The sequence below is a fragment of the Aureispira sp. CCB-E genome, assembly GCF_031326345.1.
Taxonomy (GTDB): domain Bacteria; phylum Bacteroidota; class Bacteroidia; order Chitinophagales; family Saprospiraceae; genus Aureispira.
In genome coordinates this window covers 4,079,080-4,100,508 of record NZ_CP133671.1, presented here as the reverse complement: position 1 = coordinate 4,100,508, position 21,429 = coordinate 4,079,080, and the positions used below count along the sequence as shown (strand labels likewise).

Sequence of the window (21,429 nt, the reverse complement as noted above, 5' to 3'; positions counted from 1 at the left end):
CAAGCCGTAGCTTAGCCAAGTAATTATTTCTAAAATTTCTATAGCACTTAGAGAAAGGAAATTTGCACACGAGTAAACCTAATCGTATCCTAAAATATTAAGTCAATTCAATAGCCCATTTTTATTGACTCAATATTTGTTCTTAATATAAAAAATCCAAAGAAAGGAAGTGTGTATTGGGAGAGTTTAATTTCAGAAATAGAAGGGACTTAGAGCTTTGGTAATTCATAGCACTAAGCCACTTTTTTCTATTGTTTAAGCACCTTAATAGTTTGGTTGCCTTTTTCGGTTTCAATTTGAATAAAATACCAGCCTGGTAGTCCTTGTATGTTTAAGTCAAGGCGGTTTTGGTTAGTATAAGTATTAGTTTGTAAAAGCTGCCCAATCGGATTAGAAATAGTAACTTTAATGGAAGAAAAAGTTGTTCCTAAATCTATCGTCAAGGCATTTTTCATTGGATTAGGATAAAAATGAGCTTGTATCTTGTTTTTTCCTAAAGCTTCAGTAGTGCCTAAATAAAAGCAGTTGGTGCTAAAATATGCGTTGGGATCAATATTAGTCCAATTAGTGGTAGAATAAGTAGAATCATCTACTTCTATACATTGTAATAAAGGGTTTCCATTTACAAGGAAATTAGTCATAGAAGTATTGTTCCCATTTCTTATATCTAAAGCAACTAAAGAACTATCTGATCTGCAATCCAACTCTGTCAAATTGACATTATTGGATAAATCTAGATGCGTGATGTTCGTTCTTTGGCAAGTTAAACTTACTAAATTGATATTATGGGATAAATCTAAAGAAGATATAGGATTATTAGAACAACGCAAATGCGTAAGCATCACATTCGCACTAACATTTAAAGAAGTAATAGGAACATCTTCACAAGACAGAATTTGAATAGAAGTAAATTCTTCCAAGCCTGTTAAATCTGTAATTGCTAATCCTGCTATATTGATAACTCCTGTATAGTTCTGAGCTTCTGATACTTGTATTTCAAAATCTTGATTAGTGTCTACTCCTTTACTAAATAAATAATTCTTAAAAGTCTGATCAGGAATATGAACATTCTGTGCTTTTAAAACAGAAGCTTGAACACATAAAATAAACGCCGCAAGGAAGGAAAAGTACTGTTTCATATAATTGGATGATTTTAATGGGAGATGCCCCACTATGATTGAATAATGGATATAAAGATATGTTATTTTTTTTAATCTCCAATATCTGCGGGGCATACAGTTGTTAAGCATTTTTAATTTTTACATTACATAGATGTTAGTTTGTGCTTTTTAGTTGTACTAAAAGGATTACTCTTGTTTGAGTACCTTAATAGTTTGGTTGCCTTTTTCGGTTTCAATTTGAATAAAATACCATCCTGGTAGCCCTTGTATGTTTAAGTCTAAGGAAGCAATATTTTTGTGATCCTCAGAGCTTACAATTTGCCCAATAGTATTAAAAACCGTAATCTTGGCAGACAAAACAGTCTCCCCCATATCTACAGTCAATGTCTTAGCAGCTGGATTGGGGTATGCTCGAAGTGAAGGTAGTTGACCTACAGTATTAATGCCCGTAAAACAGCTTGTACTAAAAACAACTCCAACATCTATATTCGTCCAGTTGGCTGTTGAATAAGCAACACTATCCACTTCAATACAAGTCAGAGCAGGATTGTCATTGGCAAGGAAGCTAGTGATTGCTGTATTGTTACCATTTCTAATATTAATTCTCGTTAATAAACTATCTTGTCTACAATCCAATTCTACTAAATTGACATTATTAGAGAGGTCTAGTTCTGTTATTTTTAAGACGTAGCATTTTAAATTTGTTAAATTCACATTGTTAGAGAGGTCTAAAGAAGTTAAGTCGTTATTGCCACAATGTAACTCTGTCAACATGACATTAGCGCTTACATCTAAGGATGTTATGTTTGTTACTTCACAGTATAACCTAGTTAATTTTGTAAATTCTTCTAAGCCTGTTAAATCGGAAATTGCAAGACCGTTAATGTTAATTAACCCTGTAAAATTTTGAGCTTCTGATATTTGTATTTCAAAATCTTGATTAGTGTCTACCCCTCCAGTAATCAGATAATTCTTAAAAGTCTGATCAGGAATATGAACGTTCTGTGCTTTTAAAACAGAAGCTTGAACACATAAAATAAACACCGCAAGGAAGGAAAAGTATTGTTTCATATAATTGGATGATTTTAATGGGAGATACCCCACTATGATTGAATAATGGGGTAAATATATTCATTTTTCGCATTAATAGTAGTGGTTCATTGCTTTTTACTATTTCACTCAAAAGACAAAGTTGTTATTATGATATTTCTTTATGCTTTTAGCCGATTTCAACAGGTCCACATAGTTGCACATTCTCATCATATTGAGGTACATTCTACCATAATTTTTATTGGCAAAAGAGATGTCTTTCGCAATACCTACTTTGATACCATTTTTCGTATTTTTGATTTGCAAGCCAAAAGTATAATAATCTGTAAATGTTATATCAGCAGACTTCTCGTGTACCTCCTCATTGCTTGAACCAGAAACAACCGTATACTTTGTTCCATGATAGAAATATTTATAAAATTAGTATTTCATAATGTATCGTAGAGTTGCTGTGCCTTAGCGTAAGAGTATGGTAGACCTGCTGTTTGAAAAGGTAAGATCTGTTTGAATTGATTTTTAGTAACTAGATGCCCGCGACCTGCCCCAAATTCTGTTGGAGTATTTTTTAGAATTTTATTCCCTCGTTTTTGCTTTGCAATCAAACGTTCCAAAGATTCTATTGCTTCGATATAAATAGCGTAAATAAGCTCTGTTTCCCCCTCTTCAAATGCATAAAAATTTCCATGAAAAGTAAGGTTTCTAATTCTCCCTGCATAGTTGAATAATAATTCAATAGAGACACGCAATGCCTTATTTTTTTTTAATAATTGTATCCAGTATTGTTTGTTGTTTGCCCTTTGATTCAACAAAGTAAGCACCATCTTTCGAAGTTGATCTTCATTACATGGAATCCATGCCTTGGTAATGTAACTTTTTGCTTCTTTGTATTTTGCTCCGTTCAACCGCAAAACGGTTAATGCAATATACTTCATATATGTTTCAAAAAATCGGTGCATTTGATCTATCTCCCTAGAAGTTTTGGGCATTCCTATTTGATCTGCTATATAGCGGTTAATGTGTACTTTGGTGTGCATGTCGGTGCATTTTTATTAGATTGTAAGATTAATAATTTGTACAGCATCTTATAAGTGTGTTGTAATGCTTTGTTTTTTAAGAACAATTGCTAAGTTTGTAAACTGACTTAACTATTTTAACCATAAAAAAACATTAGATTGGATACTAAGTTACAACAGCAAATTAGTGCCTTATTTGAATCTTGGGCAAAAGAACCTATTCAAAGTATGCAAATACTTCCACAATCAGGATCAGACAGGCAATATTTTAGATTAAAAGGGGCTCAAAAAACAGCTTTAGCCGCTTTTAATGCTAATTTTGGGGAGAACAAAACCTTTGTTGATTATACAAAACACTTCTTAGAAATGGGAATTCGGGTACCTCAACTATATGCCCAAAATTTAGAAAATAATATCTATCTATTACAAGACTTAGGAGATCAAACATTGTTGCAACATCTAGAGATAGAGCGAAAAGATGGAATTCCTTCCGATAGCACTATAAGCTATTATAAGAAAGCATTGTCAGCTTTAGCAAAAATGCAAATCAAGGGAATTCAAAATTTACCTGTTGAAGTATATCATACTCCTGTTTCTTTTAACGAACAGGCTATGTTGTGGGATTTGAACTATTTTAAATACTGTTTTTTAAAAACAACAAAAATAGAATTTGATGAATATGCACTAGAACAAGACTTTCAACGTTTGACAAATCATCTAGCGCAAGAATCCCAAGCTTTTTTTATGTTTAGAGATTTCCAAGCTAGGAATATAATGCTACACGATCAAACGGTCTATTTTATAGATTACCAAGGAGGAAAAAAGGGGCCATTGCAATATGATGTTGTCTCTCTTTTGTTCCAAGCAAAAGCTAATTTACCAAATAAACTACGCCAAGAGCTATTGGATTATTACATCCAAGAAGCATCAAAGTTAACAAGCATTGATACTCAAAAATTCAAAGGTAATTTTTACCTTTTTGCCTTATTAAGAACATTGCAAGTCTTGGGGGCTTATGGTTTTAAAGGGTTATATCAACAAAAAGAACATTTCATAGCAAGCATCCCATTTGCTTTAGCCAACTTGGATTGGCTAATAGAAAACATTCGTTTCCCTATTGATTTATCTTACCTCAAAGAGGTCTCTAAACAGTTGGTTACCCAACATTCGTTAAGACCAATAATTGCAAAACAAAAAGCAGAACAGTTAACTGTTCAAGTAAAAAGTTTTTCATACAAAAGAGGTATCCCAAAAGACGATTCGGGCAATGGTGGCGGATTTGTTTTTGATTGTCGATTTATCCATAACCCTGGTCGCTATCAGCCATACAAAAAATTAACAGGCAGAGATCAAGCCGTTATCGATTTTTTTGAAAAAGAGAGCACTATTCATGACTTTATTGAGCAAGTCAAAGGGATTATAGATGAAGCAGTAGAAAATTATATAAAACGAGGATTTGCTAATCTTTGCATTAATTTTGGGTGTACAGGCGGGCAACATCGTTCCGTTTTTTCTGCAGATAGTATAGCCAAACATCTGAAAGAGAAATACCCTATAAAAGTAGTTCTCCACCACCGAGAGCAAGAACGCAAAAATTGGCAAAATTAATGCATCTGTGACGTTATAAATATTAAAAATTTGAAAAAGTCCTAACATAAAAATGTTAGGACCAATTAAATTCCCTACTGTTACTATCATGATTTTTTGTTTCAAGTATATAACCTAGTATCATTGGATACTGCATTTAATGCAAATACGTCCTAGATATCCAAAGTACAAATATTAGGGCATTACTATTCGGAACAACAGCCATCGATTTAGCCTTGTTCAACATTTTCGAGCTTATGTATCGTCCTAAAAAAAGTTGACATATCTTGGTTTGCGCATTATTCAGAAAAATGAATAAGTTTTTTTGAAAAAAAAGTTAAAAAGCAGGGATTTCATTTGGATGGAAACTCCTTTTGTAAAAAAGGAGAGGAGTTTTCATCTAAATGGAACATGAGAAGGCTTCTTCCTGATGCACAGCAGCTGGGGTTTGATAAGCTAAACTTAAGTGAGGGCGTCGGTTATTGTATAATCGAATTACCTTATCAATAGCTGCTTGAGCCTCTTCATAGTTAAAGTAAAAATAATAGGATAAAAATTCCTCTTTCAATGTTCTGTGTACTCGTTCTGCTAAAGCATTTTCATAAGGATCTCCATTTTCTGTCATAGAAATCTTGACCTTATTATCTTTTAATTTTTCAATGTAGGCATTACAGCAATATTGCAGCCTTCGATCAGAGTGATGAATTAAGGGTTGAGATTTGCCTTCCGTTCGTTGTTTTAAAGCCTGTGATAGAGCATTTAAAGGACCTGTTGCGCTTAAATTTTCTTGTAACGACCAACCTATGATCTTTCTAGAATAAGCATCTGTAATCAGGATTAGATAAGCAAAGCTAGCCCCTAAAGAAATATAAGTAATATCACTGACCCAGAGCTGATTAGGTCGTACAACTTCCAGTTTTTTAATTATGTTAGGATACTTCCTAAAGTGATGATAAGAAAAGGTCGTTCGCCTTGTTTTTTTGCGCTTTATGAGTAAGTTATGCTCTGATAATAAGACAAATAACTTGTCTCTACCCAATTTAATTTGATGTCGCCTCAAGAAATCGCCTAATAAATAATACAGTTTTCTAACCCCACAATGGGGGAGATCCTTTCGAATTTGTTTTACCTTTTGAACGACTAACAAACCTTGCATTTGTCGCTGCTCTGATCGCTTTATGGCTTTATACCACGCCTGTCTAGTCTTGCCAAACAATCCACTCATTTGCTTCACAGAAGCTCTTGGGCGGCTTTTTTTCACTTCTTGAACTGTTTGGCTCCAAGCTTTTTTCGCAGAGGTATGTCAAAATCCTCTTCTGCAATTTTTATCATTGTTTCATAGGTATAACTCTTTAGTTCTGTCCTATCTAATTGTTTTTTCAAAGCTGCATTTTCTTTTTCTAAAGCTTTGATACGATCTTGCATTGCTTTTTTCTCACTTTTCATTTTTATAGGCTTTTTGAGATGAATTTTTGATGGAGTGTATTGTTTCTCCTTGATTTTACGATACCAACAGTTCAACTGTTGCAACATTTTTTTATCAACTCCATACTCTTGACGAATACGCCGTTCATCTTGGATACCTGAAAGCCAGTATTCTACGACTTTTTTTCGAGTTAAGACACTTAGTTTTCTTTTTAGTTATTTTTACTAGTGTTACACATTTAACTTATTTTCAATACTTTATAAACTAGAAGTCAACCTATTTCAGTACCATTCAATTTTGCCTATAATTTATATTATGATTTTTGATATTTTTTTTCATTTTATTTTCTATCATATTCTTGGGTCATACTTCTACTTATTCTTTACATTGCTTTGATTGAACTAAAGCTTGGTATATGTTATACATTTTTAAAGAATTAAACTCATCTTCAATATCATTTGTACTTATTTTTTGACCAGAAAGGGCGTAACAGATATCAGGTAATCGTTCTTTCAAATCATCAGGTCTCTTAGGGGATCTATCATATCCATCAAAATCATTTCCTGTTATACAGTTATATATATATTTGAATCTATTTTCTGTGAAATCTTTGCTATTAGGAAATTCCATATAAGAATTAAAGTCCTTAGAAAATCCACCACTTGCTATGTAAATTTTATTTAACTCAAAATCTGCAACAAGCCAAACTGATTTTCTGACTTCAACTTTTCTAAACCTGCCATTTCCTGTTGAATGAATGGTTAATTGACTCCATGTTTTTTTTATTTTTTTATTCATCTTTTATTTTTTACCTAATAACTGTTATTATGATTTTTGATGTATCAAATACTTTATTAATTGTAATTAGAAAGAGTTATATCTTTTCGTTTTTTGTTTTTAAATAATTAACAAACGCTGAACAAGAAATTAGCATATAACGAGCATATTCCATTGTTATAGGAGTATCATCTTCTGATAAGCTGTGCCTTGCTCCTCCTTTATTGCTTGCATGACCGTATAATGCAGAAAAGCCTTTTTTTAGGGCAGGGTCTAAATCATAAGTTTTTGCAATTTCTGCCAAAGCGGCACCAAGTCCCCCGCTTTTTTTACCTAAAATTATTTCACACATTGCTTCAACTGCTGATATAGATTCTTTTAAAGAATTTCTATAATCAGGATTTTTGATAGATAAGTATTTAATACTAGTCTCTAGGTGTGTTGTAACAGATGTCCAATTGAGTGAATTTTGAATAGCTGTCTCCACTTCTTCTATTTCTACATCGGAAGTAATTGGTGTTATCTTCTTATTAACAAACCTATAACCAACCTTCTCATCTCTCAATACTATATTGCAGTTCATATCGAACATCCACCCAGGTTCGTATCGACCTGTAAGCTCAACTATATATTCTAGTAAATCATATCTTTTATACCACTCTGCTTTGAAGTACCAATCTTTTATTTCATTATAGATTGTGTCAACATCAACACACTTTAAATCATCATAATATACCCATGGAACTTCGTCTTCTAAATAACCTAGAAATTCTACCCAAAACAGATAAAAAGACTTATCTCTTTCATTACTTTGACCATTTAAAAGAGGCATGAAATAATACCTATATGCTGCATTCCATATTTTATTTCTTAAAATATCATCCATGGATTCTAATTGGAAAGAGTCTTTTACCCTCTTACTTTCAAAACCTTCTCTTTCTGAAAATTTCATCTATCTTTGAATTTATAAAAAAAACACTTATTATTTTTTCAACGCCAACAACAAAAAAGTCAACGCTAAAAGCAACAAAGCAATACCAATCAACCATATATACCACGGCAAAGCAAAAACAGCAGCAATAATAAAAACCGTGGCTGCTCCAATAGAAAGAATGATAGAAGAAACAGAATATAAAGTTTTACTATCCTCTAACTTCTTTTTAATCTTTTTTAAATGCTTTGCTTTTTTGTGCTGTTTTATTTTTTTTCTAGCCTTTTCCTTAACTATTACAGAAGGTTTGGCATACTCAATTGAAAAAGAAAAACCAACAGAACTACCCAACATGAGTAATAATGTAAAAAGTATAAGTTTTGTATAGGAATATGTATAAGTCATTTGGATTTTCATTAGTAAAAACAGAAAAAGGGATTCTATAAAGCTCTGCAAAGCTGCTAAACAAATATTCCTACCAAATAGAACTAATTGTACTTTGCAAAATCATTTATAGAATCCCTTTTTCAAGCGAGATTATATTTTTGTTTTGGTAGGTTTTAATATCCCCATATCTATTTGTTTAGCTCTACTAAAGTATATTTTTTAATTATATGTTGCAAACATAAAGCAAAAAAAGAGCGAAAAGAGGGCATTATTTAGGCAATATTTGAGCATATCAAACATTTATATACAAAAAAAAGACTTTCCCACTCATCGAGTAAGAAAGTCCAAAATACCCCTGTTATTTAATTTCTATTTATCAGATTCATTTGATGTAATTGTTTTTCCTTTTAAGTGTCGTTTGATTCGGTCATAATTTCTCAATTCAGATTCCAATAATTTTAGCCTTATACTTTTATCATTTTCCTCTATTATTTTAATTAATCGTTCTTCAAAATCGAACATAAAAGAGTGGAACTCCAAAAAATTCAAAACAGTTGCTTTTTCCTTCTGTCCTTGACCTTGGAATAAAATAATTACAATCAACAAAGAAAGGAGTACAATAATTAAATAAACTGCTACGATCATAACTCAATAAAAGTTGGTTAATGAATAGTAACAACCAAAACGGGGATTTAGTGCAAAAAAAAAGTCTTGATTAGTTGGTGTTGAATCCATTTAAACTAATCAAGACTTTGAGCGTTAAACGCTGCCTACGGGGTATTGGGACAATGCCGTTAGTCCCTCACGTGCTGTAAATATAATCTAAAAAACAGAAAGATTCAAGTTTTTAAGTAGATAGCTTACGGCATTTTTTAAGGGTAGACTGCGTATAACATCAAACATAGCTGATTACAACAAAGAATAGGCTAAATTTATTTGATCATCAGATAATTGGTATTGTGAGCATTCTAACTCACACATTGGCTTTACAAGTCTCCTAAGTGTTTCCTTATCGGTCAAATCTATAATTTGAGTTCTGCCAAAACCTGAACCATTAGAAACATAATCCATATAATGATATGCTGTTGGTTTATCCCATCGACCTATCAAGCCATCAATAGTATCTATCCCGTGAGCAGTTTTGTATTTCCTCATCAAATATAGTGCAGCTCTTAAACCATAAGCAAATAATTCAAATTGACAAAAAACGCCATCTGTATTATCTGCCCATTTTAGCTCCTTTTGCCAATAACTGTAATTGCTTTTCCAAGCATAAGTTTTAATGTTTAAAGGATTGTTATTAGATATGCCCCTTTGCCCAGACAATGGAACGCCTAAATAAGATTCCGTAATACTTCCCTTTGTACCTTGTGCCACTCCATACCCTGGCCATGCAGAAGCACCGCCGCCGCTTGTTTGAGGTGTTGAACCTCCTGCTCCTGTACTTTGCCCACTAGCAGAATTAAGCCCTATTAATAAAGTGGCTAACGTTAATCCGCCCAAAACTGCAATATTGTTTTTCATAATTAATTAGACTGATAAGTTTTAATAAAATAGTTTTGACCAAATCCATTAATAGAATAAGTTCCTGCGAGAATCTGTTTTAATTGCTTGATAGTTTTTCCTTCTAAATCTGTTTTTGAAAAAGGAAAATTACCATCGTAATTTGGAGATATAGCAACCGTATACTTAAAAATAATATCATCAATCAACTGTTTTTTTTGCTGTGCGATATTATTAATAATGGTAGTTGTTAAGCCCAAACCACTTTGTATAATCGTGCTAACTAAAGCCCAATAATTAGGTGTGTTTTCTTGTGGCAAAGAAGTCATCCCATTAGCTTGCAAAGCAGCAATTAATTCTGATTCTAGCACCCAACGACCATAATAATTTACATAGCCCAAAGCTTTTAATTCTGATTCAGGAACTACATTCCCATTAGGTAGTTTAAAATAATTTTCTTGTGCATTTCCCCCAGTACTCATTGCAGCTCCAACAGCAAGAAGGAGAACACCCCCTATTAATGTTTTATCTTTCATAATAATATAGTGTACGTTTCAAAAAAAATGAGATCTCTTTTCTGCAGGCGTTTTCCTGGATTTTTGAACCACCTTTAAAATGCCTTAAAGGCTGTTTTTGGTTCTCAGTTTTTCAAAAAAAACAAAAAACGTGTGCAATTCAAAATGCTATTTTTGTGCATTCCAAATTCTAGTACCAATAGCAACAGCAGTAATACCGCCTAAAATAGGCAAAGCTGTTTTAAACAAAGTAGAGGTTTCTTTAACACCTTCTGAAATATTAGAAACCGCACTGGATACATTAGAAGTAGTTTGCACTATATCCAATACAACACTACTTACATCACAATAAACATTGGATAATACATTACCTATAGTAATGCCCTTAGAATAAAAATATTCTACAAAATCACAATCATACCTACAACCGTCTGTGTCAGGACACCAAACAGAAGCCAAAATAGCACATTGGTTTTGTGGGTCTTGCCATGCCGCCATCCAAATATCATTAGCTTTATAAGTATCTCCAAAATGTTGTTCTAAAGCTCGATGCCATGCCCTCCAATCTGCACAAGTCCAATAATCACCACAATCCCAAACACAATACAAATCTTCGTATATAGGCGCATCGTTCCATTTAATAGTGTTTGTTCCCGTTCCTATGCTATCTTCTTTACTAATCCCCTTTGTTCTATCAGGAATATAAGTTGCTAGATTAAAGAACAATGCCTTAATATTAGGAAATAAATCAAAGAAAGGACTATTTACCCAATCTTGCCAAATCAAAGCCATTGCTAAACTAATATCCCCACCGTTTTGATTCAGATACAAACTATACTTATTTGCCCAATCTTCCCGTTTAGACACTTTAGGCTCTAAGGCTGCTTTTACATTGGCAATAGACATTGGACTATTACCGTTGTTGTTATCATTTGCCATCGTAAAGTCTCCCTTGTTCGGCTCTGTTTCTTCTGTTGTAATAGTCGTATAATCAGGCTTATCTTCTTTTTTTGAAGCTAATAAAGCCACGCCAACAGCGGTAACGGCTGCGAGTGATAGTATTGTCTTATTCTCCATAATTTATAACGCTGTTTCTAATTTTTATTAAAATGGTATCTCCCTCTTTAAAAAGGCTATAATCAAAAAATATAGTTCCTTTTAAAGGGCAAAGAGGATGGCCAATAAATTTATGTGGTATGGAATTAGGTTCAATTGTTCCACTACCATTAGAAGAAGTATATCGTAAATTTTGAGTTCCTTTATTTTCAATTTCTATCAATAAAGAACAACCTATGGTGTACTGTTTTTTATCCTTGTCCGTATATTCATCAGACATAACTTGTGTACTAGAATTAGGTATTTCCATTGGCTTGTGCATTTTGTTGTGCCATTGCGGCCGCTTGATTAATAGCTTTTCTATGTTCGTGCAAAACATGAGGGTCTAACTTAGCTAAGACAGCAATTTCAGCAAGTAAGGCTGCATAGTGAGGGTAATTTTTAATATTATTGATAATGGGGTCAAATTGACGATTACTAGAACTAGCCTCTTGCTGTGGTTCTTGTTTTTGTGGTTCAATAGATGGTTCGTTAACAGATGCCACTATTTTAGTAGCAAAGGCAGCAAAAAGCCCCGCAATAGGCTCTTTTAGTTCGTTGAATACTTCTCCTATAAAATTGCTTTTAGCACTCTTTAAGCCTGAAATTTCGTCTTTTAATTCCTTGATTTCGTTTTGGTGCTTTAGATTCGTTTCTAAAGCCGCAAACTTAGCATCAAATTTGGATGCTGTGATTTCTTCCTTTTGTTGGTGTATGGTGTTGATTGCTTCTAAATATTGCCCATTCATGCCAATAACATTGGTTGTTGCTCCTATGCCGTTAATACTAGGATTGGCATTCAAACTAATTTCCTTATTCCAAAAAGGATTGACAATGTGGTGCGTTAAATAACTGTTGTCATTCGTTTCACGCATAAAGCGAACACAAACAAAGCGGACGTGCGTTAGTACCTCTAAACTTTGAATAAGCATTTCTATACTATCATCCAAAGAATCTGTATTCAAGTTATAACCAATACAAGGAGTTGACTTCACAGGCTGCGAACTCATAGAGCGCACTTGAAACATTTTCCAATACACGCAAATTTTCCCGTCTTTGCCTTGGTTATTTCCCAACCAACTAATTAAATTTTCTTTTAAAATAGCGTCAACCTCCATAATGATTAATCCTTTTTGGGTTCATAATAAAACACCTGCAATAAAATTGCTGTGTCCTCTTTTAGTGCGCTTTGATCGCTTATAAAAAACTCACTGCTTTGCCAATCAATAGCCCCTGCTAAAAGTGGCTCTATGGGAAAGAATGCCATTTGCATTAAATTAAAAGGGTACAATTGATTAAGGGGGAATTTCTCTAAAACATTTTCCCTGCCTATTTGGAGTGTAAAAAAAGCACTTCCTTTTAATGCGTCACTAGGTTGCGTTTTACTATCAGGAGTTTGATAGTTATATCCTTGAAAACGAAAGCCAAAAATTACATTATTAACATCAATGCCACTTTTACCATCTTGGGTTAGTGGGAATCTAGTTTTATTAGTGCTTAGGTCAATTTGTATGGTATTGTGTTTGTAAGCATAAACACTTAATCCATTGAGGTAAGTTTGAGTTGGTGGTGGTATTTTATACGTAGCATCGGTTTTATACAAAACAATGATTTCTATATCTTCATTCCCTGTTATCAAACTTCTTGCAGTTTCCCCTGCTACTCGAATGTATGTTTTCCCCCAACTGATCAAATCAACGGATATTGGTTCTATGAAAGGTTGATAATTGACATTGTTGTCCTCTGATCTGTAGAAGTTATTCAAATTAGCATCTGCTAAAATAGTAGTGTCTCCACGTCCTTTTAAGTTTAAATAACAAGCTCTTAAAACGCTTATATCAACTAAAGGACGGTTGTTAATAGATTTTTCTGTTGTAGCTCCGTTGTTGGCTCTAATCATAAATCCCAACACCATAGAACCATCAGGAAGCCCCAACCGTTGTTGGTCAGAAAGTCTATATAGTTCCTTATTTTGCTTTGCTTCTAAAGTAATAATCTTAGTGGCCCAACCAAATACATTTACATTTTCAGAAATATTCATATCATTTTTGTTACAACAGAAAAAGGCATTAAAATAAAAAGGCAGCGTTTAACGATTTTCTACTTTACCCAGTAAAAAGCCGTATTTAAGGCACTCAAAGCAGTAGCCAAATCTTTAACCACAAAACCAACGGTATCAAATACACCATAATTTTCTTCACCATCAGCACCCCCTGCATTATTTGTATCGGCATTGTCAGCAGGTCTAAAATCCCAAGTAATGGTTTTATTACCATCTAACAAAGGAGTATTATACAAAGGTGCATATTTACCGTTTTGATAATATGGTGTAATTGCATCGTCCTGTTGTTGCATCTGTGCCACTTTTAACAAACGTTCTCCGTGCAGCTCGCTAATAATAGTCTTTTTGTTAACAGAAAGCTCCCACGTTCCCCAATAGTAAGACAATAGAGCTTGCCACTCAATTACAGAATTAGCATCTGTTTGATCTATAAAAATAGACTTGTCGGGATAAGTAAGAATTTGATTATTAGTAATAGGACTAGCAGCACCATCTAGAACAATAGGTTTAGCTTTTACAAAACCAAAAGCAACATCAAAAGGCATAAAAGCATCAGAATTATCTAAGAATGTTTCTCCGTTTTGTTGGTTTCTGTTTCCTAATTCAAAAGACAAAGAAGGGTTGCCACTAGTGATCTTTTTAAACTTTCTAATAGTTTTCATTTCCACAGGCAAAGACAAAATATCAACATCATTTTTCCCTGAAGCTTTGTATTCTTTTTGCAACCTTGTCAAAAAATTCATCAATCGTTTGTGCATCAAGTCAGCACGATCATTAAAGCTATTTACATTAATAATATCAGTCATAAACTATAAATTAAAAGTGAATAAGTTTTTGATTAAAAAATTAGATTCTTTGGGTTTAGTCAAAGCTTAGTGATTGATTAATACTTTGCTTTCATTGTCAGTTTTAGCAGCCGCTTCATTTTTAAAGACAACACCCGTTAGTCTAGCATCTGAAATTCTAGGATCTTCCATATTGGTCATTAAATGTAAGCTGCGATCCCTTGGAGTTTTGGCAGGCTGCTCTATTCTTAATGTTGTGTTGGGGTTTCCAATAGTAACCGTACTATTAGGATTGCCAATCCCTAGCACAGGCATCATTTTAGCAATTGCTTCTTTGGCTCCATACACTATTGCACCTTTCCCCATATCTTTTACAAAAGGCATTTTTAAAAAAGCATTCGCAAGGAAACCAGCTCCTGCATACGCCCCTGAACGAACATAAGTATTTTGCAAATGCTTCATGTAGCCCGTTTTGTTAGCTGCATAAGCTTTTATTTTTGCATCGACAGCAGACGTTACAACATAACCAGTAGTAACACCTAAAATTTGTTCAAAATTTATAGCTTTAAATCCTTCCATTTCATAGGAATCTATCCCATAAATGCCATAAATTTCAGTTTCACAATCACACATATAAATAAGAATTTATGATTTTAATAATTAGAAATAAGTTCTATTTTAATGATTGGTTCTTGTTATTTTTTCTTGCCGCAATCGGTTGTATAATAGACTACTTTTCCTTTTGGTTTTCTTGTTATAATGCGAGAATTTCTCCCTGCATTATGCAATCTTTTTTGTTCAGCTTCTGCTGCTTTTTTACTTGAATGTTGCTTATTAAGCTTACATCCTTTTGGCGGTTTGGGCTTGTCGCCCGTTTTGCGTTTAGCCATTGGATAAAAATATTTGATTAAAAAATTATTGTTTTTTCTTTTTACTGTTCACCCACAAAAGCCCAGCCCCAGCAGCAACAGCAACAGGCAACACAGGGAACCCCCCTTTATCATTAGTATTATTGTTATTATTGTTATTACTGTTGCTGTTATTGTTATTTTGATTAGGTGGGTTTACTTGAGGTAACCAATCTAAATTGTCAGGCATGACTGAATTAGTCGGACTTTGAAAATTAGCTGTAGTAGCTGCGAAACTATCTATTTTTGAACTTTCTGTTTTTGCTTTTTCGACAGAAGCCATTGCTGCCCCAACAGCCGCAACAATCCCAACTATTGCGGCAGCGATAGCTGCAACAGTTGCCGTTATAGGTTCTTGTATACTTGGGTTGTATATTTTGGTGAGTTTATTAATTGTTACATTGGGTAATTCTCCATTGTCGAAAAGGCAACAATTTTCAGCCAACATTCTAATATTTTGACTAGAAACACCGCTAAATAAATTACAAGAAGCCAAGAACTGATCCTGAAAAACTTTTTTAGTTAAAACGGTTGCAGGTAAGTCGTTTAATGTCATTCCTGAAACACTTACCAAATCATCTATAAAAGGATAAAAAACAGCAGAAGAAACAGTTCCTCCACTCAAAGTACTTTTCTTATCTGCTCTAAAAATTGAATTTACATAATTAGACATAACAGGCATTTCTAATTTCATAAAATCATAGTAAGCGTTTTTACTGCTTTGATTTGGAAAGCTTATATTATCCCAATGCCCTAAATGTTGGATAGCTTCTTGTATTAAGCCGTCATTAATCAAAGTTCTATGAAGGCTTTCAATATCGTTTGCCACCTGACTAAACTTTGCACGAAACATAGAATTTAATCCATAAAAATAAAACATTCTATATTTTTGACTATCCATTGTTGCAATGGACCCAGAAGAAGGAACAAAGGGAGACAAAGCAGTATTTAGGTTATTACCCACAAAATCATTTGGTAAATTGGCATCATATTGATAATTCCAATCATCCCAAATACATTTTTGTTCAGGAAAGGAACCTATACCACCATTTTTTAATTCATTGATTGCCTTTTGGTAAGACACTCTAAATTTTTGAACATTAACACCCTCATTAATTGCTTTTACATTGCCTTGATTTAAGAACTTATTAATCATTAAAGCAAGCCCTTGCAAACTATTGTCTATTGTTCCAGTTGGCACAACTCCTTTGCTAATTGCTTGTTGAATCATCCCCAAACCTTTTTCTACTAATCCCTTTTCATCGCTCATAGCGTTAAGGATAACAAAACGGCGTTCTAATATCTTTAACGCTGCAATTCCCTCTGATAGTTTATTAAATGCTATGGGGGCTTGCTCAGGTACGTATTCCTTTCTTTGCCTTAATTCCTCTAACCGCTTACAGGCATCTATAGGAGTACTATTCTTATGAATACCATGAATACTTCTAATCGTTGTTCCATTCATATTATCAACATCTTTAACTTTTTTATAATATTCTTCTTTATCGAAATAATCATAAACAGAATCTATAATTATTTTTCGCCCATTGAGGAAAGCAACAGTATATACATGAGTATAATTTACATTGTCATAAGAAGAGTATCGAATAAGGTGTGGTACTCCCAAACAACGCAAAACGGCATTGACAAAAATGGTTTTGGATTTACAATCCCCAACACCCAATGCCCAAAGGGAATAAGGGTCTTTTACATCTTGAACCAAAAAAGGGTTTTCAGAATCTGCTCTGTAAGTAATTTTATTGCGTACAAAATCCCACAAGTGATACAACCCTTCATAAGAAATAGCAAATTGCTTGGAGAACTCCTCAAAGCCTTTTCTAATTTCCATTTGGTCAACTTGTTCAATCACATACATAATATCCTCTGTTGTACCATCACCATAAAACCATGTGATTATTTTTCCACTAGGCTCTGGAATCATTTCTGTACGAATCATACTATAAAAAATCTATTATGTTAATAGGTTGGGCTATTGGAAAGCGTACACCGCCCCTTAAATTATCTCCAAATAAATTTAAGTAGCCATAAATCCAAAGCGTTGTAGTAATAGGAACTTGACCATTAGTAGCCAACAAATAAGCATCTTCTAACGTGTCACTTATATCTACCTCGAATTGAAATTTCAAATGCCCTGTTTCCCCTGAATCTATAGCCTGCATTGCAGTAACAAAAACATTGGACAGCTTTAAACCTGAATTAGGAACTACATTCCCTTTATCATCTAAAAGTCGTTGACCATACCAAACTTCTCCTTCTAAAGAATCCATAGAGATAGTAAAAGGATTATTGTTTGTTAACAAAACAGGAAACTCAACCCCCAACTTATCGCTTCCTCCATTAAGTTTAGACCAATCCAGTTTAATTTTAAGGGGGATGATAGAAATGTTATTAATGAATTGTTGTGCAGCCGCAGAAACGAAACCTTTAAAAACAGCAACAGCACCCAAGAAGGCTAATATATTTTTAAACATAATTTTAGAATTTATAAAGTAAAAAGGGAATTAGGCTCCCAAGCCCAACTCCCAAAAAGCCCCTAAATTAGTCCTCTTTTTCTTCTGCTTCTTCTGTTTCGGTCTTATTGCTTTTTTCCTCGATTAAGCAAGCAAAACCAAACTTATAAGCATTTAAAGCCGTGGCACCAAAAGCAAAAACTTTACCTGAAATTTTATCTTTGTATCCCTCTGGATTGGTTCTATGTTCTTTGCCATAACACAGAGAAATAATAGGCGTTTCTTTGGTTGTATTTCCTAGCTGACATTGAAGGTGAACATCACAGTTAGAACTGCCATATTTCACTAAAGAAATAGAAGCAGATTTTAAATATTTACCATCAGGAATATTCACTTCAAAACGCCCTAATTGGTCGCTTAATTTTACAGGTACAACCAAGCTTAAATTATACATATTTCACTCATTGTTTTTTGATAAAATGCAACGCTTTTTACAAGAAATAAAACGTTTATTTTTTTCTTATAAAAAGGTCGTTTGTTTTCAAATATAATACATTTTAAACGTTGCAATCAAGTTTTTGTTAATATTTTATTAGCTTGACTATCAATAAGTAATAAGCAAAAAAGCGGTTTTTGTGCATTTTTTTAAGACACACAAAAACCAGTTAAGTTATTTTATTATCAATTACTTATTCGTTGCATTTTTTGACCTTTTCTAAAGTATTTATTCCTACATTTTGGGTTACAAAAAAGTGCATTTTTTCTTCTGTGTTCTATGGTCTTTTCGCACCATTTGCATTTTCTTGGCTGCTCTTGGTGCGGTTCTGCTTTCCCATGTTTTCATCTTGATTTTGTTCTTTCATTGTTTCGTTTTTTGTGGTATCATTTCCACCATTCGCAACGCTTCCACGAACCAACAAACAAAGTCTTAATTCTAGCACCATTCCTAACAAAGCTAAAAGCCTAAATGAGTTTGTAAAAATGGCATCATCTGTTGACCAATAGACACCTATTTTTTGGCAAACACCCCATTCATAAGCAAGCAAACCAATACTAGCAGATAAGCCTAAAACAAAACTCCATTTTTTTCCCATTCGTATATCTTCTGCGCTACTCAACATGAGTGCAAATCTTACTCCTTCAACAACAAGTGCCATTGATGCACCAATAACCCAAGCAAAATTGTGATCAAACCTCACAGCATAATTTGTATAATAATATTCTGCTTTAATGATAATTAAAATTGAGAAGGAGAGGAGAGCAAAGCACAAAAGAATAATACTTGCGTGTTTTGAAATTGATTCCATTAATTTTTTAGTATTTTCCATCTTTAATTTTGTTTTGTGGATAGCGGTTAGTACTTGGATCGTCTCCGCTATCCATTTTTATTTAAATAAATTGTCTAACTGAATTGATTGGGAGGGGATTCTATTTCTGTCCTATGATTTTGCCACAAAAGAAGTTGCTTAGAACAATCATTTATAGAGTTATTGTGATACTCTCTTTGTTGCTCAAAGCCACCAACATTGACAAACAAATCAACTAAAAATATATAGTCCTTGTCTTCGAGCGTCATTCCCATAAAGCGGTCAAAATCTTCGACATGATCCGTTATGTCAATAAAATCATAACTCATGCCCGTAAGTGCAACAAAATGCAAAATGTGCTGCCTTACTTTTGTGGTGTAGTTCTTCGTTACAGAGTAATTAAACTTTAGGTGAGCCGTTTTCCCTAAGTAGTATTTATAGTTCTTATCATAATATTTCTCTTCGGTTTCAGGTGCTTCATTATCGTATTTAGAACTTTGCCCAAAGAGCTGCATTCCCTTAAAAAAGCCGTTGGCTGTTATTAGATTTTTACCTTTAGTGTGTACTATCCAATTTGCCAAACGTTCTGCATTTTCAGTATCTTTCAAGCGTTTAGGATTTCCAACCTTAACAGTATATTTAAAAGTCTCAGCAATGATTTTTACAAACTTGGGATTGTCGTTCCCGTGCATCGCATCTTCTAAATCTTCTTTTGAAATTTTGCGTTTATCTATCCTAAAACCTTTAGAATCTCCTGTAATTTCTAGCCATTTTTCTTGAAAATCTTTCTCTATATGCTTAAAACTCCTTTTCATAGGAGGGCAACACATTAATATATGGCTGTGTATGTTGTAGCCATTTTCTGTTAAGGTCAATTCATAACTTTGAGCGTACCCGCTTTCAGGTTCATTTTTAGAATAAGGAAAGTAAAACTCCCATAGTTTGGAACGCCTTAATTTTCTCATGTTCTTTTTAAATTCATCCAAATACACCCCAGTTCTGACTGTTGTTGTGTTGTGTTTTAGAGAAAGTGTGAAGAAATAGAAATACTTCCCTTTGAATAAATGTCTGTTTTCAGGGTCTTGATAGGCATTTATAAAGCGAGTTCTATATTTATTAGCCCTAATTCTTGCACAAATAGCGCAAAGCCTTCTTTTACATTTGTGTGATGTTTTGTGTATGGATGCCGTATTATTCCCTTTGTGGACTTCTACAATAGACATTGTGGAACAACATGATAAACCTTTGCACACTTTTTCTATTGCAGGATCATTTGCTAGGGTAGTAGTTTTGAGAGCGGAAACAATATCTAAGTTTTTAATTCTGTAGTTAACTTTTAAGAACCCGTCTCTATTTGCTTTGCTACCATAATAGTCAGGGGAAAAATGGACTGATGTATCTAACTTATCAAGTGCCGAAAGGTTGCCGCCGTCATTTCTTGACGTGGCAACCTCTTTTTTATTGATATTTCGGCTCTTGTTACACATACATCAAGCCTATAAAATTCCTTCGCTTTCTAAGACTTCATGTAATTGGTCTTTTGCTTTGAACATCGTTCTAGCAGGAGAGATAAATAGAGCTTTAGGCTCTTTTAAAAATCGTCCTTCTTTCGACCAAATAGCTAAATAAGCAGCTATATCTTCCTCTTTACCTCTGGCGGGAAAAAGAGTTAATTGATACCTAATGTCATCTTTTTCAATATAAGTCGGTAAATGGTTAAATATATCATCAAAAAAGGCTCTTATCTTCTTATAAACAGGAGTTCCTTTGTATACCAATTCTAAAGCAGCATCAAAAGCGGCATCTATTGTATCAATTATCTTTACAACTTTGTTTGCGCCTTCTTGGATTGCAATAATTATTTTTTGTTCTTCTCCATCATTGTAAACTTTTGCACCAACAACAGTTGATTTTTTTGGTAGTGTTGCCTGAAATTCAGGGCTTAAAATAGCGTATTCCATCGTTTTTAAATTTTGTGATTAATATTGATTGTCAATTACTTATATGTATTTTTAATTGTTTTTTAAATAATTTTCAAGCTTTTATCTATCTGATATTCATTTACTTTTTTAAAGGTGTATCTAGTATTGCCGTTGGTCGCTGCCAAATCGTATTCAATGATTTTTCTAATAGACATATAAGCGAGACTCAATTTGTTGTCATCATCTTTGCCCAAATGGTATTTTCTATTTCGTTTAGGACTTGTGCCAATCCTTAAAAATTGCTTTGTATAGACAGCCATTTCAGGGCTTACAGCTGCAAGTTTTAAATTTTGAAGTTTCCATTCTTTAGGATTCTCTCCAGGAACCCCAACTAAAAAATCGTAATACTTAACTATCATTGAGCGAGTTTTAATTTGACATACTCTAAAGCGTTTGCTCCTATATTTATGTCAAGAACTGTTGTAGGATATAGATATTTACTTGTTTCCATTTTTTGCCTATAATTTATATTATGTTAAATAGAAGTTTCGTTTATTGCACCCAACATC

General features: G+C 33.5%; 26 protein-coding genes. 1 reads left to right on the top strand and 25 read right to left on the bottom strand.

Annotated elements, in window-relative coordinates:
• Positions 1-248: 248 nt before the first annotated feature.
• The 3 genes from QP953_RS15915 to QP953_RS15905 all read right to left on the bottom strand — a co-directional run bounded on the left by QP953_RS15915 (position 249) and on the right by QP953_RS15905 (position 3,205).
• Complete coding sequence (locus QP953_RS15915) at positions 249-1,139, bottom strand: T9SS type A sorting domain-containing protein (RefSeq protein WP_309551751.1); 891 nt, start codon at positions 1,137-1,139, stop codon at positions 249-251.
• Positions 1,140-1,307: 168 nt separating this feature from the next.
• A complete protein-coding gene (locus QP953_RS15910; RefSeq protein WP_309551749.1) occupies positions 1,308-2,192 on the bottom strand; it encodes a T9SS type A sorting domain-containing protein in 885 nt (294 codons plus the stop codon).
• A 407-nt stretch (positions 2,193-2,599) separates the two neighbouring features.
• Complete coding sequence (locus QP953_RS15905; protein WP_309551747.1) at positions 2,600-3,205, bottom strand: hypothetical protein; 606 nt, start codon at positions 3,203-3,205, stop codon at positions 2,600-2,602.
• 138 nt (positions 3,206-3,343) lie between these two features.
• Here QP953_RS15905 and QP953_RS15900 point away from each other — a divergent pair, with 138 nt between their 5' ends.
• Positions 3,344-4,792: a phosphotransferase gene (locus tag QP953_RS15900; protein WP_309551745.1), complete on the top strand. Its 1,449-nt coding sequence runs from the start codon at positions 3,344-3,346 to the stop codon at positions 4,790-4,792.
• A 379-nt stretch (positions 4,793-5,171) separates the two neighbouring features.
• Here QP953_RS15900 and QP953_RS15895 read toward each other — a convergent pair whose 3' ends face one another.
• The 22 genes from QP953_RS15895 to QP953_RS15790 form a co-directional block, all read right to left on the bottom strand.
• Positions 5,172-6,032, bottom strand: a complete 861-nt coding sequence (locus QP953_RS15895) for an IS3 family transposase (protein WP_309551744.1) — start codon at positions 6,030-6,032, stop codon at positions 5,172-5,174.
• A complete protein-coding gene (locus QP953_RS15890) occupies positions 6,029-6,217 on the bottom strand; it encodes a hypothetical protein (protein WP_309551743.1) in 189 nt (62 codons plus the stop codon). The genes QP953_RS15895 and QP953_RS15890 overlap by 4 nt, the downstream gene beginning before the upstream one ends.
• A 355-nt stretch (positions 6,218-6,572) precedes the next feature.
• On the bottom strand, positions 6,573-6,995 hold the full coding sequence (locus QP953_RS15885; RefSeq protein WP_309551742.1) for a hypothetical protein: 423 nt from the start codon (positions 6,993-6,995) through the stop codon (positions 6,573-6,575).
• Between the two features lie 76 nt (positions 6,996-7,071).
• Positions 7,072-7,926 (bottom strand): AbiJ-NTD4 domain-containing protein, encoded by an 855-nt coding sequence (locus tag QP953_RS15880; protein ID WP_309551740.1) that lies wholly within the window; start codon positions 7,924-7,926, stop codon positions 7,072-7,074.
• Positions 7,927-7,956: 30 nt separating this feature from the next.
• A complete protein-coding gene (locus QP953_RS15875; RefSeq protein WP_309551738.1) occupies positions 7,957-8,310 on the bottom strand; it encodes a hypothetical protein in 354 nt (117 codons plus the stop codon).
• Positions 8,311-8,661: 351 nt separating this feature from the next.
• The gene (locus QP953_RS15870) at positions 8,662-8,937 is read right to left on the bottom strand and encodes a hypothetical protein (protein ID WP_309551736.1); all 276 of its coding nucleotides are present in this window, start codon (positions 8,935-8,937) and stop codon (positions 8,662-8,664) included.
• 264 nt (positions 8,938-9,201) lie between these two features.
• Complete coding sequence (locus QP953_RS15865; protein ID WP_309551734.1) at positions 9,202-9,816, bottom strand: hypothetical protein; 615 nt, start codon at positions 9,814-9,816, stop codon at positions 9,202-9,204.
• 2 nt (positions 9,817-9,818) lie between these two features.
• Positions 9,819-10,331, bottom strand: coding sequence for a hypothetical protein (locus QP953_RS15860; RefSeq protein ID WP_309551733.1), 513 nt, complete (start codon positions 10,329-10,331; stop codon positions 9,819-9,821).
• Between the two features lie 147 nt (positions 10,332-10,478).
• Positions 10,479-11,387 (bottom strand): hypothetical protein, encoded by a 909-nt coding sequence (locus QP953_RS15855; protein WP_309551731.1) that lies wholly within the window; start codon positions 11,385-11,387, stop codon positions 10,479-10,481.
• Positions 11,377-11,676, bottom strand: coding sequence for a hypothetical protein (locus tag QP953_RS15850; protein WP_309551729.1), 300 nt, complete (start codon positions 11,674-11,676; stop codon positions 11,377-11,379). The genes QP953_RS15855 and QP953_RS15850 overlap by 11 nt, the downstream gene beginning before the upstream one ends.
• Entirely contained in the window at positions 11,663-12,523 is an 861-nt protein-coding gene (locus QP953_RS15845; RefSeq protein ID WP_309551728.1) for a hypothetical protein, read from the bottom strand. The genes QP953_RS15850 and QP953_RS15845 overlap by 14 nt, the downstream gene beginning before the upstream one ends.
• 5 nt (positions 12,524-12,528) lie before the next feature.
• Positions 12,529-13,446, bottom strand: a complete 918-nt coding sequence (locus tag QP953_RS15840; RefSeq protein ID WP_309551726.1) for a hypothetical protein — start codon at positions 13,444-13,446, stop codon at positions 12,529-12,531.
• Positions 13,447-13,505: 59 nt separating this feature from the next.
• Positions 13,506-14,273 (bottom strand): hypothetical protein, encoded by a 768-nt coding sequence (locus QP953_RS15835; protein ID WP_309551724.1) that lies wholly within the window; start codon positions 14,271-14,273, stop codon positions 13,506-13,508.
• A gap of 66 nt (positions 14,274-14,339) precedes the next feature.
• Positions 14,340-14,885, bottom strand: coding sequence for a hypothetical protein (locus tag QP953_RS15830; RefSeq protein ID WP_309551722.1), 546 nt, complete (start codon positions 14,883-14,885; stop codon positions 14,340-14,342).
• Positions 14,886-14,947: 62 nt separating this feature from the next.
• Positions 14,948-15,142: a hypothetical protein gene (locus QP953_RS15825; protein WP_309551720.1), complete on the bottom strand. Its 195-nt coding sequence runs from the start codon at positions 15,140-15,142 to the stop codon at positions 14,948-14,950.
• A 25-nt stretch (positions 15,143-15,167) separates the two neighbouring features.
• Complete coding sequence (locus QP953_RS15820; RefSeq protein WP_309551718.1) at positions 15,168-17,117, bottom strand: transglutaminase-like domain-containing protein; 1,950 nt, start codon at positions 17,115-17,117, stop codon at positions 15,168-15,170.
• A gap of 1 nt (position 17,118) precedes the next feature.
• Positions 17,119-17,652 carry a hypothetical protein gene (locus QP953_RS15815; RefSeq protein ID WP_309551716.1) on the bottom strand — a complete coding sequence of 178 codons (534 nt, stop codon included), beginning with the start codon at positions 17,650-17,652 and terminating at the stop codon, positions 17,119-17,121.
• 67 nt (positions 17,653-17,719) lie between these two features.
• Complete coding sequence (locus QP953_RS15810; RefSeq protein WP_309551714.1) at positions 17,720-18,085, bottom strand: hypothetical protein; 366 nt, start codon at positions 18,083-18,085, stop codon at positions 17,720-17,722.
• A 319-nt stretch (positions 18,086-18,404) separates the two neighbouring features.
• Positions 18,405-18,959, bottom strand: coding sequence for a hypothetical protein (locus QP953_RS15805; RefSeq protein WP_309551712.1), 555 nt, complete (start codon positions 18,957-18,959; stop codon positions 18,405-18,407).
• 74 nt (positions 18,960-19,033) lie between these two features.
• Positions 19,034-20,425, bottom strand: coding sequence for a protein rep (locus QP953_RS15800; protein WP_309551710.1), 1,392 nt, complete (start codon positions 20,423-20,425; stop codon positions 19,034-19,036).
• Between the two features lie 9 nt (positions 20,426-20,434).
• Positions 20,435-20,899, bottom strand: a complete 465-nt coding sequence (locus tag QP953_RS15795) for a hypothetical protein (RefSeq protein WP_309551708.1) — start codon at positions 20,897-20,899, stop codon at positions 20,435-20,437.
• A 62-nt stretch (positions 20,900-20,961) separates the two neighbouring features.
• The gene (locus tag QP953_RS15790) at positions 20,962-21,279 is read right to left on the bottom strand and encodes a hypothetical protein (RefSeq protein ID WP_309551706.1); all 318 of its coding nucleotides are present in this window, start codon (positions 21,277-21,279) and stop codon (positions 20,962-20,964) included.
• Positions 21,280-21,429 lie beyond the last annotated feature (150 nt).